We start from the raw sequence: 13,772 nt of genomic DNA, 5'->3' as shown, positions 1-13,772 counted from the left end.
TTTGGCCGGAAAATCAGACTCCGGAAGTGCTCTTGATCCACTGGCGGGCGTTCGTCACGCTCGCGTAGTTGGCCTTGCCCGTGGTGCTTGCGCCAGGAAGCGAATCAACCGTCGAAGCAACGCCGACGATTTTGCCGCCGATGATCAACGGGCCGCCGGAATCGCCGCGGTTGGCGCTGCCATCCACACCTTGCAGGTGGATCGCCGGGCCGCCTGCGGTGTCGCTGCTGGAGCCGATGACTTTCTGCTTGGCCTGGTAGAGGCCATCAGCGACCGCGTCGTTTGCACGGTGCCCGTAACCCATGATCAACCCGGTGTCCGAGGTGCTGACCTTGTAGCTGTCCGTGAGCGCCGGGTAGGAGTCCAGCTGCTTGGACTTCGACAAGTGCACCAAAGCAACGTCGTTGCCCGGCTGCGAGTAGAAGTTGTCGACCGCGATGTTCTCGCCGCTGGCCGGAGTCACGTTGGAGTAGTAGACCTTCATGCCGCTGACGCCCTTGACGCAGTGCCCCGCGGTCAAGACCCAATCGGCAGAAATGGCCTCGCCGGTGCAACCGAAGCTGCCCGACTGCCCGGTCTTCTGGAAAATGAGCTGAACCGCCCACGGCGTCGCCGGGGCTTTGCTGCCGCCGACGATGTTCGGCGTCGCCCCGCCGTTGCCGACCGGGGCAGCGCCGGCTGCGCCGGCGCCGATGAAAGCGATCGACGCGGCAGCCGCACCGACCAGAACCGATCTGAAAATCTTGTTCATGAGGAATTCCTTCAGACGAAGTTGGGGGTTAGGAAAAACAGCTGACCGGGCCCTTTACCGGGACCGGGCCAGCCGGTCAGATGCCGGACTTAGTTCAGACGCCCGAAGTGTCTGAAATCCACTGGCGCGAATCTGTCAGGTTGGCGTAGTTGGCTTTTCCGGTAGTGCTTGCGCCGGGCTCCGCGTCGACCGTTGACGCGACGCCGACGATCTTGCCGCCGATGATGATCGGGCCGCCGGAGTCGCCATGGTTTGCGCCACCGTTAACGCCTTGGATGTGCACCGCGGTGCCGTCATACGCATCGGTGCTTGAGCCGAGGACCTTGACGTTTGCCTGGTAGAGGCCATCCGCGTTGGCGCCGTTGGCGCGGTGTCCGTAACCCATGATCACGGCTTGATCACCGGCTTTTGCGGTGTAGCTGTCCGCCAGCGCCGGATAAGAGCCCAAGTTCTTTGCCTGCGAAAGGTGAACCAGAGCGACGTCGCCATTGGTCGACGAGTAGAACTGGTCTACAGCGATGCCGGTGCCACGGTTCGTGGTGCTGTTCGAGTAGTAGACCTTCATCCCGGTATCGCCGTCGACACAGTGATTAGCGGTCAATACCCACTCGGCCGAAATTGCTTCGCCGGTGCAACCGTAGCTGGCCCCGTCCTGCTGGAAAATGAGCTGGACCGCCCACGGCGTCGCTGGGGCCTTGGTGCCACCGACGATATCCGGAGTCGACCCGGAGCCGACCGGAGCAGCATTGGCCGCCCCCACGCCGACGAATGCCATCGATGCAGCAGCTGCACCGACCAAAACGGATTTCAAGACCTTGTTCATCGAAAACTCCTTTGTTTTTGCTGGGATATATAGCGCAATGGCCGGCCTACCCAGTTCAAGTAGGCCGGCCATTGCTTCAAAGCTCTGAATCAGACCCCTGCGGTGTCCGAGATCCACTGACGGGAATCAGTCAGGTTGGCGTAGTTGCTGCCGGCATGGATGTCCGCACCGGGATCCGAGCTATCGCCCGTGGAGCAGACGCCCACGATCTTGCCGCCGACCAACAAAGGCCCGCCGGAGTCACCGTGGTTGGAAGCGCCGTTGACGCCCTTGATGTGCACAGCCGTGCCACCGTAGGCGTCGGTGCTGGCGCCGACCACCTGGACATTCGCCTGGTAGAGGCCATCGGATTGGACCGCGTTGGCGCGCCGGCCATAGCCCATCACGACACCCTTGTCGCCTGCGTTGGCCGTGTAGCTGTCCGCCAGCGCCGGGTAGGAACCGAGGTTCTTCGACTGGGACAGGTGCACCAGGGCGACGTCGCCGTTGTCCGAAGCAACCCAGTTGTCGGCGGCAATGGCCGTTCCGCGGTTCGTGGTGCTGTTGCTGTAGTAGACATTCATCGAGCTGATGCCGTCGATGCAGTGCTGGGCGGTCAGGACCCATTCAGCGGAGATGGCTTCGCCGGTGCAACCATAGCTGCTGCCGTTCTGCACGAAGATCAACTGGACTTCCCAGGCGGTGGCCGGGGCTTTGGTGCCGCCGACGATGTCCGGAGTGGCTCCACCACCAGCGACCGGAGCAGCGCTCGCCGCGCCGGTGCCGAGGAAAGCCATCGACGCAGCAGCCGCGCCGATCAATACCGACTTGAAAACTTTGTTCACAATAGGTTCCTGTCTCTTTCTATTCCTGAAAATGGGCATAAAAAACTCCGCAAATATTCGGCATATTTACGGTTTCGGCAAAAGATTGTGAAACAGATTCAACCGCCACGCTGAGGCGCCCCGCGTCTTCAGCTCCGGCAGGAATCAGTTCGAGGTGGTCGGGTGGCTCGGACGGGAGCCACCCGACGACCGGGGAAAGGGCTCAGACGCCCGAGGTGCTCTTGATCCAGCTGCGCGAAGCGGTCAGATTGGCGTAGTTGCTGCCGGCCTGGGTATTCGCGCCGGGGTCTTGGTCGTCACCAGTCGAGCACACGCCGACGATCTTGCCGCCGACGATCAAGGGGCCGCCGGAGTCACCGTGGTTCGCGGCGCCGTCGACGCCCTTGATGTGCACCGCGGTGCCGCGGTAGGCATCGGTGCTCTTGCCGATCACCGTGACGTTGGCCTGGTAGAGGCCATCGGCGTTGGCAGCGTTGGCGCGCCGGCCGTAGCCCATGATCTTGCCGGCATCGCCGGAAGTGGCGGTGTAGCTGTCCGCCAGCGCCGGGTAAGAACCGAGGTTCTTCGACTGGGAGAGGTGGACCAGGGCCACGTCGCCCTTGCCGGAAGTCACCCATTTGTCCGCTTTGATGGCGGTACCGCGGTTGGTGGTGCTGTTCGAGTAGTACACGTTCATTGACGTGTCGCCATCGATGCAGTGGTTGGCGGTCAGAATCCAGTCGGCCGAAATGGCTTCGCCGGTGCAACCATAGGTGCCGCCGTTCTGCACGAAGATCAACTGGACTTCCCAGGCGGTGGCCGGGGCTTTGGTGCCGCCGACGATGTCCGGAGTGGCTCCACCACCAGCGACCGGAGCAGCGCTCGCAGCGCCGGTGCCGAGGAATGCCATCGATGCAGCAGCGGCCCCTACCAGGACCGACTTGAAGATCTTGTTCATTCTTATCCTTCTTGGTCATTTTGTGAATGATCGAATCCGGCGCGCGTCTTTGCCCGCTGGACAGTGTTCCAAAACGAATCGGCAACCACGATTGGCTGTTGCCGCCGCGGCTTGAACGCTACTCCCAGAAGTTGCCTCACGACACTTTTTCCAGGCTATTCCAAGGCAATCAGCGTGCATCGTGCAGACAACGTCGCCCAGACTGACCGCGGGCTGTGAATTGGCCTACTTTTCACCGGACGGGCCGTGGCTCCATCGCCCCGATGGTTGCCACCAGCCCAACCCAGCAGGCCCGGACGAACCGTTGAAATTCGATGCATGACCGTTGAAATTCGATTTCCAGAATTCAAATCCGAGTAAATATCGAATTATCCCGAATGCGAATCTCCGACGGTCCGCACCGAAAACTTCATCGATGGATTTCCGTCAGAATTCGATGAAGAAGTATTACGCTAGTGCCGGCATCCGCTCATTTCGCATAAGGGATCCGGAACCGCAGCCAAGCGCCTGTTCCACGTCAGCCCCAGGCAGATCGGAGAGGAAGCGTCCCGGTGCGGGTCCAGATGCCACTGAATCCGACACTGCGTCTTTACGAAAACAAGGCAAATTATTAATGTAAAAAACGTTGAATTCTCCGGACACAGTCAGGACTCAGACTACTGTCAGACTTCCGACAGGTTGCGGAACTTACGCTTCGACTGCGAATCGTTCGCGCGCTGTTGCACCCAATGATGTGCAACACAAATTCTGGTCAATCAACTGATATTCATCACATTGGGGAGTTTTTCGTGAATAACACCATGAGCAAGGCCTTCGGCCGTAGAGGGTTCCTGAGCCTGGCGGTTCTCACCGGCGCCGCAATCCCGGTCCTGTCCGCTTCGCCAGCCAGCGCAAAGCCCACCTCACTGAAGCCCCAGTCCTCCGGAGCCATTGCCCGAGAGGACCGGCCCAGTGAAGCAGACACCGCCAAGCTCAACCAGCTGCGCAACCAATTCGGCCTCCCGGTCACGGCTTTTTCCGACATCACCACTGTCGTCCAAGGCGAGGACCCGAAGAGCTTTGGATACACGGCGTTGACCACGCTCGGCGAAGCGTATGCCGCAGACACCAGTCAGTCCTGGTCGAAACGCACTGTGGACACAGAATCGGCCCACTTCTTCGCCAGTTCGAAGGTAGACCCGGCACCGAACGATCCGAGCGCCCAGAGGCTTCCCGAACTGCGGAAAAAGCTCAGTGACGCGATGAGTTGCATCTCGCTCGCCAGCACGGGCATGTGGGCCAATGCCTTGTACAACAACGGAGGATCCGCAACGTACGGCGGCGATAAGAACTTTCCGCTCTACCCTTCCGATCTCTCCTATCTGCTCAATGGCTCATCGGGGGAGCCGGACGCCGGACGCGAAAAAGCCTCCCTGGATATCGCGGAATGCCTGCGGAACAAAGCAATCCAGGCCGACTACAGCAATGCCTTGATCAACCGGATCCTGTCCGGCTTCAGCCTCAACCAAGAGCCTCTGACTCCGCTCGAATGGCGAACCAAACTCATCACCGGCCAGACGTCCAGCGGGTATCAGAAGTACTTGGTTGAAGTCGTCAAAGACCCCGCTCTAAGCAAAGCTGAGAAGTATTGGCATGCACGCGAGATGGCTACGATCACCATCCTCGATCCAGCAGGCACCAGCTTGCAGAAGATCTCCGCCGGAGCCGCCAGCAGCTACTTGGCCCAGCCCTTCGAGCAGTTCGTCAAGGGCGAGTTCCCCGCTGCGGACTCAGCCTACGACGTGACCATGCAGCGCTACACCCTCGAGAATCTCGAGGTCGGAATCGGGGCATCTTCCCTCTCCACACTGCGGAAGGCCACCAGTGCGATTGCGGGCATCCTCGAACTCCTGCCCAACTCGGCCGACGATCTCCCCGGGTTGGATCGAAGCGTAGCGATCCGCAATACCTTCATGCGGCTGACCGCCTTTGAATTCGTCGGAGAGTCCAACGGCGAATTCACCAATGCCCAAATTTCCCAAGCTGTTGCCGAAACCGACACGGTTTTCACCAATAACGTCGGCGCTAAGGCGAAGTTGGTCGACGGGCTCAATACCTTGAATTCCCACGGCGTCCTAGGTTCGGTTTCGGCAGTGCTTTCGATCACCCGGTTGGTTTACAAGTCGTTGGCGTTGAACGACAAAATCGCCAAGCAGAAGGTCACCCCAGCGACCGCCCTAGGCTTCGCCGGAAGCGTTTTCAGCACCTATTCGGCCCTCGGGTCGTTGCGCACGCTCCTGGTGACCTTCCTCAGCAAGGCCCAGACCACGTCAAAAGCCGCAGCCAGTCTTGCCGGGTTCAATCTTGCTGCTCCAGAAGTTTACGAGCTGTCTTCCGGCGTCGCCTGGAGGGGAATCATTGCCGCCGACAATGTCTCGAACACCACAGCCACCGCGCTGCGTTCGCTGTCCGAAGAGGGCGCTGTGGCAATCCAGCCGAGAATCGACGTTTCGGGATCATCGGTTGAACAAGCCTTGAACTCAACGCTCGACGAAGCCTTGGCAAAACTCCCCTCGGGGAGAAGAAGCGCGGCCCGAGCAGCGATCATGGATCAGGTTGAAGCTTCAGCCTCGGCCGCAGTCATGGAATCGGTTGTCGCGGGCACCGGACTGGCCGCAAGCTCGGCCCGGCTCGGCGCCAGGGTATTCACTGCGAGTCTGGCCCTGGCCGGCGTCATCGGGGATCTGCTCGCGTTCAGCTACGACGTCGTCTCATTGTCCAGCGGGGAATCCCAGGGAGCCAGTGGCTGGCTTTTCCTCACCTCCGACGCGCTGGCCCTGGTATCGTCAGGGCTCGGCCTCGCGATCACTTTCGAAATCATCGCGTCAGCTGCCGCAGGGGTGGTTGCGATGACGCTGGGATTTGCCGCCGCCGTCTTTGGCCTGGTAGCCGTGATCCTGGCATTCATCAATGCCACCTCGCCGGAACGCGAAGCCACCACCACCACGTTCCAACGGCTGCAGAATGCCGGATATGTCACTGACTGGGGCCGGAAGATCGCCTTTGCCTCGGTCTACTTCGACACGCTGCAAACCGAAACCTTGACCGGAAACCAGGTCCTGAAGACCCAAAAACGCTGGATTGACGATCTCGGCCAATCCCTCTTCGGAGTGCAGGGCACGGCGTTCGCACGCTTCACCAGTTCCTCGGCAAACGGTGACTATGCCAAATTCAAGGACTCCTTGGACAGCTTGGTCGGGGTGCCGCAAGATATTATCAGCCGAGTCCGCAATCGACCCTGGCCGGCCTGATTCCGCGAAGCCCGGCGTCCGGTGCGCAGCCAACCGGTAACCGGGAATCCGGCAGCGCACCGGGCGCTCGGCTTTGGCTCAGCTGACTGCGATTTTCAAAGCCTGGTCCAGGTCCGCGATCAGGTCTTCGACCTCTTCGATGCCGACGGAAAGCCGGATCAGGTTCTCCGGGACCTCCAACTCGGTACCCTTCACCGAGGCATGCGTCATCTCCGCGGGGTAATTCATCAAAGATTCGATCCCACCCAGCGATTCGGCCAGAGTGAACAGCTTGGTGGACTCGGCCACCGCCCTGGCAACCTGCGCCCCGCCGGAGAACTGCACCGAGATCATGCCGCCGAACGCGCGCATCTGCCGGGCCGCGAGTTCGTGCCCCGGGTGCTCCGCCAAACCGGGGTAAAGCACCCGCTCCACCCCGGGGCGCCCGGTCAACCACTGCGCGATCTGCAGCGCGTTCGCCGAATGCCGGTCCATCCTGATGCCCAGCGTCTTGAGTCCGCGGGTGGTCAGAAAGGCGTCCATCGGTCCGGAAACCGCGCCCACCGCGAACTGCACGAAACCGATCTTCTCAGCCAACCCGTCGTCGTTCACCATCACCGCACCGCCGATCACATCGGAGTGCCCGCCGATGTACTTGGTGGTCGAATGCACCACGATGTCCGCACCCAGGGCAATCGGAGTCTGCAGGTATGGCGAGGCGAAAGTGTTGTCCACGAGCAACAGCGCGCCCTGCGCATGTGCGATCTCGGCGAGCGCCGCGATATCGGTGATCTTCATCATCGGGTTCGACGGCGTTTCCACCCAGAACATCTTGGTCGCTCCGGTCGCCGCCGCGGCCACGCTCGGCGCCGAGGCCATGTCCGCAGTGGAATGCGAGATCCCCCACGGCCCGAGCACCCGGTCGATCAACCGGTAGCTGCCGCCGTAAACGTCGTTGCCGAGCACGATGTGGTCGCCGGGCCGCAACAGCGCCCGGATCAGCGAATCCTCCGCGGCCAAGCCGGAGCTGAAGGAAAAAGCGTGCCGAGCCTGCTCGACGGCGGCCAGTTGGGTCTGCAGCGAGTCCCGGGTCGGGTTCGTGCCACGGCCGTATTCGTAGCCGTTGCGCAACTGGCCGATGCCGTCCTGGGCGAACGTCGAGGACTGCACTATTCCGCCCACCACCGCCCCGGTCACTGGGTCCGGCTCTTGCCCGGCGTGGACCGCGCGGGTATTGAAACCGAGCTCGTTGAGATCAGCCACGGGTGAATCCTCCAAAAATCAGATGCGGTACAAAAGGAAGCCTGCTATCGGCGCCGGAGTCAGTCCTGCAGGTAGAACAGCAAATCGTGCCGGGTAAGAATTCCCACCGGAGCTCCGACGAAGGTCACCAACAGCGCGTCGACGTCCTGCAGCTTTTCCCGGGCAGCGGAAATCGGCTCCAGGGAGCCGACCATCGGCAGAACCGCGCTCATGTGTTCGGTGATCTTATCGGTCATCTTGGCCTCGCCGCGGAAGAGCTTCGCGGTCAGCAACCGCTCGTCCACCGAGCCGACCACTTCGCCCATCACGACGGGCGGTTCCGCGCTGAGCACCGGGATCTGCGAAACCCCGTACTCGTCCATCAACCGGATCACGTCGCGCACCGTCTCGTTCGGATGGATGTGCACCAGATCGGGCAGCTGGCCGGTCTTGGCCCGGAGCACTTCACCGACCGCAGGTTCGTCGCCGAGCTTGAGGAAGCCGTAGGACTGCATCCATTCATCGCTGAAGATCTTGGCCAGGTAGCCGCGTCCGGAATCCGGCAGCAGCACGACCACGACGTCGTCGGGCCCCAGGCCCTCGGCTGCGCGGAGCGCGGCGACCACGGCCATGCCGCTGGATCCGCCGACCAACAGGCCTTCTTCTTTGGCCAACCGCCGGGTCATCTCGAAGCTGTCCGCATCGCTGACCGCGATCACCTCGTGCGGCACGTCCGGATCATAGGCCGGCGGCCAGATGTCTTCGCCGACGCCCTCCACCAGGTATGGCCGCCCGGTGCCGCCGGAATAGACGGAGCCTTCCGGATCAGCGCCGATGACCCGCACCGTGTCGCCGGAAATTTCACGCAAGTACCGCCCGGTACCGGTGATCGTGCCCCCGGTGCCGATGCCGGCCACGAAATGCGTGACTTTGCCTTCGGTATCCCGCCAGATTTCCGGACCCGTGCTCTCGTAATGGCTCAGCGGCCCATTCAGATTCGAGAACTGGTCGGGCTTGTAGGCACCCGGAGTCTCCCGCGCGATCCGATCCGACACCCCGTAATAGGACTGCGGCGAATCGGCGGCGACCGCAGTGGGGGTGACCACCACTTCGGCGCCGTAGGCCCGGATCGTCGCCCTTTTGTCCTCGGAGACTTTGTCCGGCACCACGAAGACGCAGTTGTAGCCGCGCTGCTGCGCCACCAGCGCCATAGCGACGCCGGTGTTGCCGGAGGTCGGCTCGACCACAGTTCCACCGGGTTCGATCAGCCCGGCCTTCGCCGCCTCGTCGAGCATTTTGACCGCGATCCGGTCCTTCGCGGATCCCCCGGGATTGAGGTACTCGACTTTGGCCAGAACCGTGGCCGCGATCCCCTCGGTGACGCTGTTCAATTTGACCAGTGGCGTGTTTCCGATCAGGTCAAGCACCGAGTTGGCATATTTCATACTGCCAACGCTAGCCGTCTGCGTCGGCGGGCGGCAAAAACTTTGCGACACCGAGTCATCAAGGGAAACACCGGTCGAACCTCTTTTTCAGCCGAAATCGAATCTAATCCTTCACAATGGCCAATTTTGCGAATCTTTCAGCGTTCGGCCATTTGATCTTGCTGGCCCAGCCGAATTTCTCAAAGATCCAGATGGTTCGGGCGGAGATGTCGATTTGCCCGCGCCGGACGCCATGCCGGGCGCAACTCGGGTCGGCATGGTGCGAGTTGTGCCAGGATTCACCGAAGGAGACGATCGCCAAGGGCCAGAAATTCGCCGCTTTGTCCCGGGAGGCGTAGGGCCGCTCGCCGATCATGTGGCAAATCGAATTCACCGACCAGGTCACATGGTGCAGCACTGCGACCCGTACCAATCCGGCCCAGAACAATGCAGTCCAAAAACTCCACCAGCTTTGGCCGATCAGACCGCCGATGATGCCGGGCAGCAGCAAAGTCGCCAACGCCCAGAGCGGGAACAGGTTGTGGATCCGGAAAATCATCCGGTCTTTGAGCAGGTCCGGGGCGAACCGGACCCGGTTGGTCACATCCCGTTCGAAAAGCCAACCCATATGCGCGTGCCAGAAGCCTTTGGTCAAGGCCCAGGGCGACGTCCCGAAAGCCCACGGCGAGTGCGGATCCCCGTCAGTGTCCGAAAAGGCATGGTGCCTGCGGTGATCGGCGACCCAGGTGATGACTGATCCCTGCACCGCCATCGAGCCGGCAATAGCCAAAGCTGCACGCAGCGGCTTCACCGCCCGGAAGGAGCCGTGCGTGAAGTAACGGTGGAAGCCGACCGTCACACCGAGCCCGGTGATCAGGTAGAAAACCAGGAAAAGCCCGACGTCGGCCCAGCCCAGGGCTTTCCCCCACAGCAGCGGAACCGCAGCGATCAGCGCCGACAGGGGAAGCAGCACTCCGGCATAGACACTGATCTGGGACATCAGGGTTCGCGGCCCGTGCACCACGGGACGCGGCCCGGTGAGTTCCGGATGCTCGACGGCGTAGGTGGTCAAATCCACCGTCGAATCGGTTTTGGACGGGCTGAATCCTGGCTTGGCGCCAGGTTTTGGCATCCCACTTCGATGGCTCATCTGTTCCTCCACGGCTTCTGGGCAGGTTGGTCAATCTCTCCCCTGAAGCCATTCGGAACCGACGGCCGATCAGATGGTTTCTCGGAGCGGCAATTCGGGCGCCGGTTTTCGGACCGGGAATCGCAGTCTGCCTTGGCTGATCAGAATCGCGAGGATCACGATCAACCCGCCCACCGGCTCGTTCCAATGCAGGGTCTCCTGCAGCACCAGGACTCCCAGCAGCACGCCCACCACCGGCACCAGATAGGTGACCCCCGCGGCGGCATTGGCTCCCCAATTCGAGACCACCACGGTGTTCCCGATGTAAGCCACGCCAGTACCCAGGATGCCCAGTGCGGCAACCGACAACACCACCGGCCAGCTCAACTGCATCGGGGTGAACATCGTGAACGGGGTGATCAGCAGGATCACTCCGAAGGCCAGCACCAGCTGCACTGCAGCGATCGTCGGCGCATCGTAGGAATGTTTTCCGGAGATGAACCGGCGCAGATAGCTGAGTGCGAACCCGTAGCAGGCGGTGGCCCCCAGGCAGGCGATCTGGGCCGGCACCGATTGGTAGAAGGCCGGACTGGTGAACAGCTCCCAGGGACCGACGATCACCAGCACACCCGCGATGCCCAGGACCAGACCGGCAATCTGCAGGGCGTTCAACCGTTCCGCGGGCAGCATGATCGCCGCGATCGCCAAAGTCATGATCGGGGTGGTCGCATTGAGGATGCTGGAGAGCCCGGAAGGCAGCGTTTCGCCGGCCCAGGCGAAGAGCAAGAACGGGAATACGCAGAAGAACAGCCCGACGACGAGCATGTGCCCCCAAATCCAACGCTCGCGCGGCCAACGGCGCCGCGAAAGGAGCATCACCGCGACCAGCGTCAAAGCGCCGAAGCCGACTCTGCCGAAAACCACCTGGGGTGCGGAGAGCCCCTGCAGACCGACCTTGATGAACAGGAAACTCGAGCCCCAGACCACGGCCAGCCCCAAGAAGACCAGCAGGGTGGTGGGTTTCCGCGATGATTCCGGCATTGTGCGCTCCTTTGTTCCAGGACTAGTATCAGAGCCGCAGCCCCATGAATCAAACAGGTAAACCTAATGCAAACATGAGGAGGGTTCATGTCAGTGACCATTCCGCAACTGCGGGCTTTCGCCGCCGTCGTCGATCACCGCAGTTTCTCCGTGGCCGCCGTGGCCCTGGGGGTCAGCCAGTCCGCGGTCTCGCATGCGATCTCCACCTTGGAACGGGAAATCTCCGGGCCGCTGCTGGTCCGCAGCTCCGGCGTGACGCCTACTGCGCTGGGTGCCCAGTTGATCCCCCGCGCACGGACCGTGCTGGCCGCCGTCGACGCCCTCGAAGCCAGCGTCCGGGAGCATTCCGGCGAGCACTCCGGAACCGTCCGGCTGGCCGCAGTGCCCACGGTCTGCCAGGGTTTGCTGCCAGGGCTGCTCCAGCTGTGGTCCGCCCGGCTGCCGCGCGTCGACGTGCAAGTGTTCGAAGGCGACGACGAAGAACTGCCAGAGTGGCTGGACAGCGGCCTGGTCGATGCCGCGATCCTGGTCGACCCGAAGGACCGGGACAAGCGCTCACGGCTGGTGGCCAGCGATGTCTTCCGCGCGCTGGTCCGGCGTGACCACCCGCTCGCGGCACAGGCCGAGATCCCGCTGGCCGAACTGATCGAAGACGGATTGATCTCCTCTACCGGCGGTTGCGAAGAGCAAGTCCGCCGGATCCATGAGCTAGCCGGCATCCGGTACGCGGCAACCCAGCGGGTCCGTGAATTGGGCACCTTGCTGAGCCTGGTCCGGCAAGGCCTCGGCGTCGGCGTGATGCCCAGCTTGGGCGAAGCCATGCTGCCCGCGGAACTGGTGCTGGTCCCGCTCACGCCACGGCTGCAACGCGAACTGGTGATTTGCGGGCCGGCTTCCCGTCCTTGGCATCCCTTGGCCGAAGCTCTGGTTGATTCGCTCGACGGGCCGTCGCCGGAGACCACCCGGCGGGCGGGCGAGCTGCTTCTGGCTTGAACCGCGAGATGATTGGCCGGCGCGCGGCTACGCTTGGACAATGTCTAGTCTCCTGCTCCGGCTGCGTCGAGCCGTCGATAGTTTCTGGTTCGTGCCCGCGCTGGTGGTTCTGCTCGCGATAATCCTGGCGGAAGTCGTGGTGGGGATCGACCGCGCGGTGGTGGCTGCCGGGCTACGGGACCAGTTGGACTGGCTCGATGTAGTCAGCGCGAGCGGCGGTCGCGACATCCTCGGCGCCGTAGCCGGTTCAATCCTCGCCGTGGCTGCGACTAGTTTTTCGATCACGATCTCGGTGTTGGCCACGGCAAGTTCCACCTACGGGCCGCGCTTGGTGCGCAATTTCATGTCAGATCGGGGAAACCAGCTGGTCCTGGGCAGCTTCGGGGCGACCTTCGTTTACGCGCTGCTGGTGCTCCGAACGATCAGGGATCCCTCGCAGGACGGTGGCGCTTTCGTTCCGGCCCTGGCGATCATGCTCGCGGTGCTCATCGCCATCGCCGATGTCGCCATCCTGGTCTACTTCATCAACCACATCGCCGACTCCGTCCAAGTCTCCACTCTCTCCGAACGGGTCAAAAAAGATTTGATCGCCACCGTCGAGCGGCTCTACCCCGCAGAGCCGGCGGACTGCGTGACAGAGGCTTCCGGCCCGCGAACCGGGCTGCAGCGCACCGCCCATCCGCTGCGTTCCGGCTATGTGCAGGAGGTCGACGAGTCCGGTCTTCTCCGATGGGCTCAGGAGCACGATCTGGTGATCGAAGTCCGCGCCCAAGTGGGCGACCACCTCATCGAATCGGAACCTTTGGCGGTCAGTTACGGAGAAGGCGGGGACGCCGAACAGATCCGTCGATTTTTCACCGTCGACGATGCCCGCACGCCGTTCCAGGACCTCCGGTTCGCGGTGCAACAGTTGGAAGAGATGGCGGTTCGGGCCCTCTCCCCGAGCACGAACGATCCCTATACGGCCTGCAATGCACTAGCTGAACTGGGACCCGGCTTGACTTTGTTGGCAGCCCGGGCGGACTCCGCTCTTGGCCGGGAAGATTCGAACGGCAACTTGCGACTCATCGTCAGCCGAGCCGATCTGGGTGATGTGATCGACTCGGTTTTCAGCGCCATTCGACGCAATGGCATCGACCACCCGCCGGTTCTGCTGGAGCTGGTGAAGCTGGGCAACCGCCTGATCACCGCGGCAGCGGCGAATCGATCGCCGGTCGGACCGGAACTGGCATCCCGAGTGCAGCGGCAACTCCGGCTACTTCGCCAGAACTACCGAGACCACAACCCTGATGCTGACGATTTGGCGGGTTTCGAAGCGAAGTTGCCTGAGGGCGCCTAG

The 13,772-nt window shown here is 62.3% G+C and carries 11 protein-coding genes; 3 read left to right on the top strand and 8 right to left on the bottom strand.

The features are described from left to right. Positions 1-13 precede the first annotated feature (13 nt). The 4 genes from JOE69_RS12935 to JOE69_RS12920 all read right to left on the bottom strand — a co-directional run bounded on the left by JOE69_RS12935 (position 14) and on the right by JOE69_RS12920 (position 3,335). Positions 14-751, bottom strand: a complete 738-nt coding sequence (locus JOE69_RS12935) for a S1 family peptidase (protein ID WP_309799338.1) — start codon at positions 749-751, stop codon at positions 14-16. A gap of 94 nt (positions 752-845) precedes the next feature. Next, positions 846-1,574 carry a S1 family peptidase gene (locus JOE69_RS12930; RefSeq protein ID WP_309799336.1) on the bottom strand — a complete coding sequence of 243 codons (729 nt, stop codon included), beginning with the start codon at positions 1,572-1,574 and terminating at the stop codon, positions 846-848. Between the two features lie 89 nt (positions 1,575-1,663). Continuing rightward, complete coding sequence (locus JOE69_RS12925; protein WP_309799334.1) at positions 1,664-2,398, bottom strand: S1 family peptidase; 735 nt, start codon at positions 2,396-2,398, stop codon at positions 1,664-1,666. A 202-nt stretch (positions 2,399-2,600) separates the two neighbouring features. Further along, entirely contained in the window at positions 2,601-3,335 is a 735-nt protein-coding gene (locus tag JOE69_RS12920; RefSeq protein ID WP_309799333.1) for a S1 family peptidase, read from the bottom strand. Positions 3,336-4,135: 800 nt separating this feature from the next. On the opposite strand from JOE69_RS12920, the gene JOE69_RS12915 reads away from it, so the two are divergent. Further along, positions 4,136-6,625, top strand: coding sequence for a hypothetical protein (locus JOE69_RS12915; protein WP_309799330.1), 2,490 nt, complete (start codon positions 4,136-4,138; stop codon positions 6,623-6,625). Between the two features lie 78 nt (positions 6,626-6,703). On the opposite strand, the gene JOE69_RS12910 is transcribed toward JOE69_RS12915, so the two are convergent. From JOE69_RS12910 to JOE69_RS12895, 4 genes are all read right to left on the bottom strand, one after another. Further along, positions 6,704-7,867, bottom strand: a complete 1,164-nt coding sequence (locus JOE69_RS12910; protein ID WP_309799328.1) for a cystathionine gamma-synthase — start codon at positions 7,865-7,867, stop codon at positions 6,704-6,706. A 59-nt stretch (positions 7,868-7,926) separates the two neighbouring features. After that, on the bottom strand, positions 7,927-9,291 hold the full coding sequence (locus JOE69_RS12905) for a cystathionine beta-synthase (protein ID WP_296364318.1): 1,365 nt from the start codon (positions 9,289-9,291) through the stop codon (positions 7,927-7,929). Between the two features lie 103 nt (positions 9,292-9,394). Then, the gene (locus JOE69_RS12900) at positions 9,395-10,420 is read right to left on the bottom strand and encodes an acyl-CoA desaturase (protein WP_309799326.1); all 1,026 of its coding nucleotides are present in this window, start codon (positions 10,418-10,420) and stop codon (positions 9,395-9,397) included. Between the two features lie 69 nt (positions 10,421-10,489). Then, entirely contained in the window at positions 10,490-11,440 is a 951-nt protein-coding gene (locus JOE69_RS12895) for a DMT family transporter (RefSeq protein WP_309799324.1), read from the bottom strand. Positions 11,441-11,527: 87 nt separating this feature from the next. Here JOE69_RS12895 and JOE69_RS12890 point away from each other — a divergent pair, with 87 nt between their 5' ends. Together JOE69_RS12890 and JOE69_RS12885 are read left to right on the top strand one after the other, a co-directional pair. Beyond that, positions 11,528-12,433 carry a LysR family transcriptional regulator gene (locus tag JOE69_RS12890; protein WP_309799322.1) on the top strand — a complete coding sequence of 302 codons (906 nt, stop codon included), beginning with the start codon at positions 11,528-11,530 and terminating at the stop codon, positions 12,431-12,433. Between the two features lie 40 nt (positions 12,434-12,473). After that, positions 12,474-13,772, top strand: coding sequence for a DUF2254 domain-containing protein (locus tag JOE69_RS12885; protein WP_309799320.1), 1,299 nt, complete (start codon positions 12,474-12,476; stop codon positions 13,770-13,772).

Source organism: Arthrobacter russicus, assembly GCF_031454135.1.
GTDB lineage: Bacteria > Actinomycetota > Actinomycetes > Actinomycetales > Micrococcaceae > Renibacterium > Renibacterium russicum.
This window is presented reverse-complemented; position numbering and strand designations above follow the sequence as displayed.

Excerpts from the sequence above, each read along its gene's own strand:
- JOE69_RS12935 (WP_309799338.1), bottom strand. The coding sequence starts at position 751 with ATGAACAAGATTTTCAGATCGGTTCTGGTCGGTGCGGCTGCCGCGTCG.
- JOE69_RS12930 (WP_309799336.1), bottom strand. The coding sequence starts at position 1,574 with ATGAACAAGGTCTTGAAATCCGTTTTGGTCGGTGCAGCTGCTGCATCG.
- JOE69_RS12920 (WP_309799333.1), bottom strand. The coding sequence starts at position 3,335 with ATGAACAAGATCTTCAAGTCGGTCCTGGTAGGGGCCGCTGCTGCATCG.
- JOE69_RS12915 (WP_309799330.1), top strand. The coding sequence starts at position 4,136 with ATGAGCAAGGCCTTCGGCCGTAGAGGGTTCCTGAGCCTGGCGGTTCTC.
- JOE69_RS12905 (WP_296364318.1), bottom strand. The coding sequence starts at position 9,291 with ATGAAATATGCCAACTCGGTGCTTGACCTGATCGGAAACACGCCACTG.
- JOE69_RS12900 (WP_309799326.1), bottom strand. The coding sequence starts at position 10,420 with ATGAGCCATCGAAGTGGGATGCCAAAACCTGGCGCCAAGCCAGGATTC.
- JOE69_RS12895 (WP_309799324.1), bottom strand. The coding sequence starts at position 11,440 with ATGCCGGAATCATCGCGGAAACCCACCACCCTGCTGGTCTTCTTGGGG.
- JOE69_RS12890 (WP_309799322.1), top strand. The coding sequence starts at position 11,528 with ATGTCAGTGACCATTCCGCAACTGCGGGCTTTCGCCGCCGTCGTCGAT.
- JOE69_RS12885 (WP_309799320.1), top strand. The coding sequence starts at position 12,474 with ATGTCTAGTCTCCTGCTCCGGCTGCGTCGAGCCGTCGATAGTTTCTGG.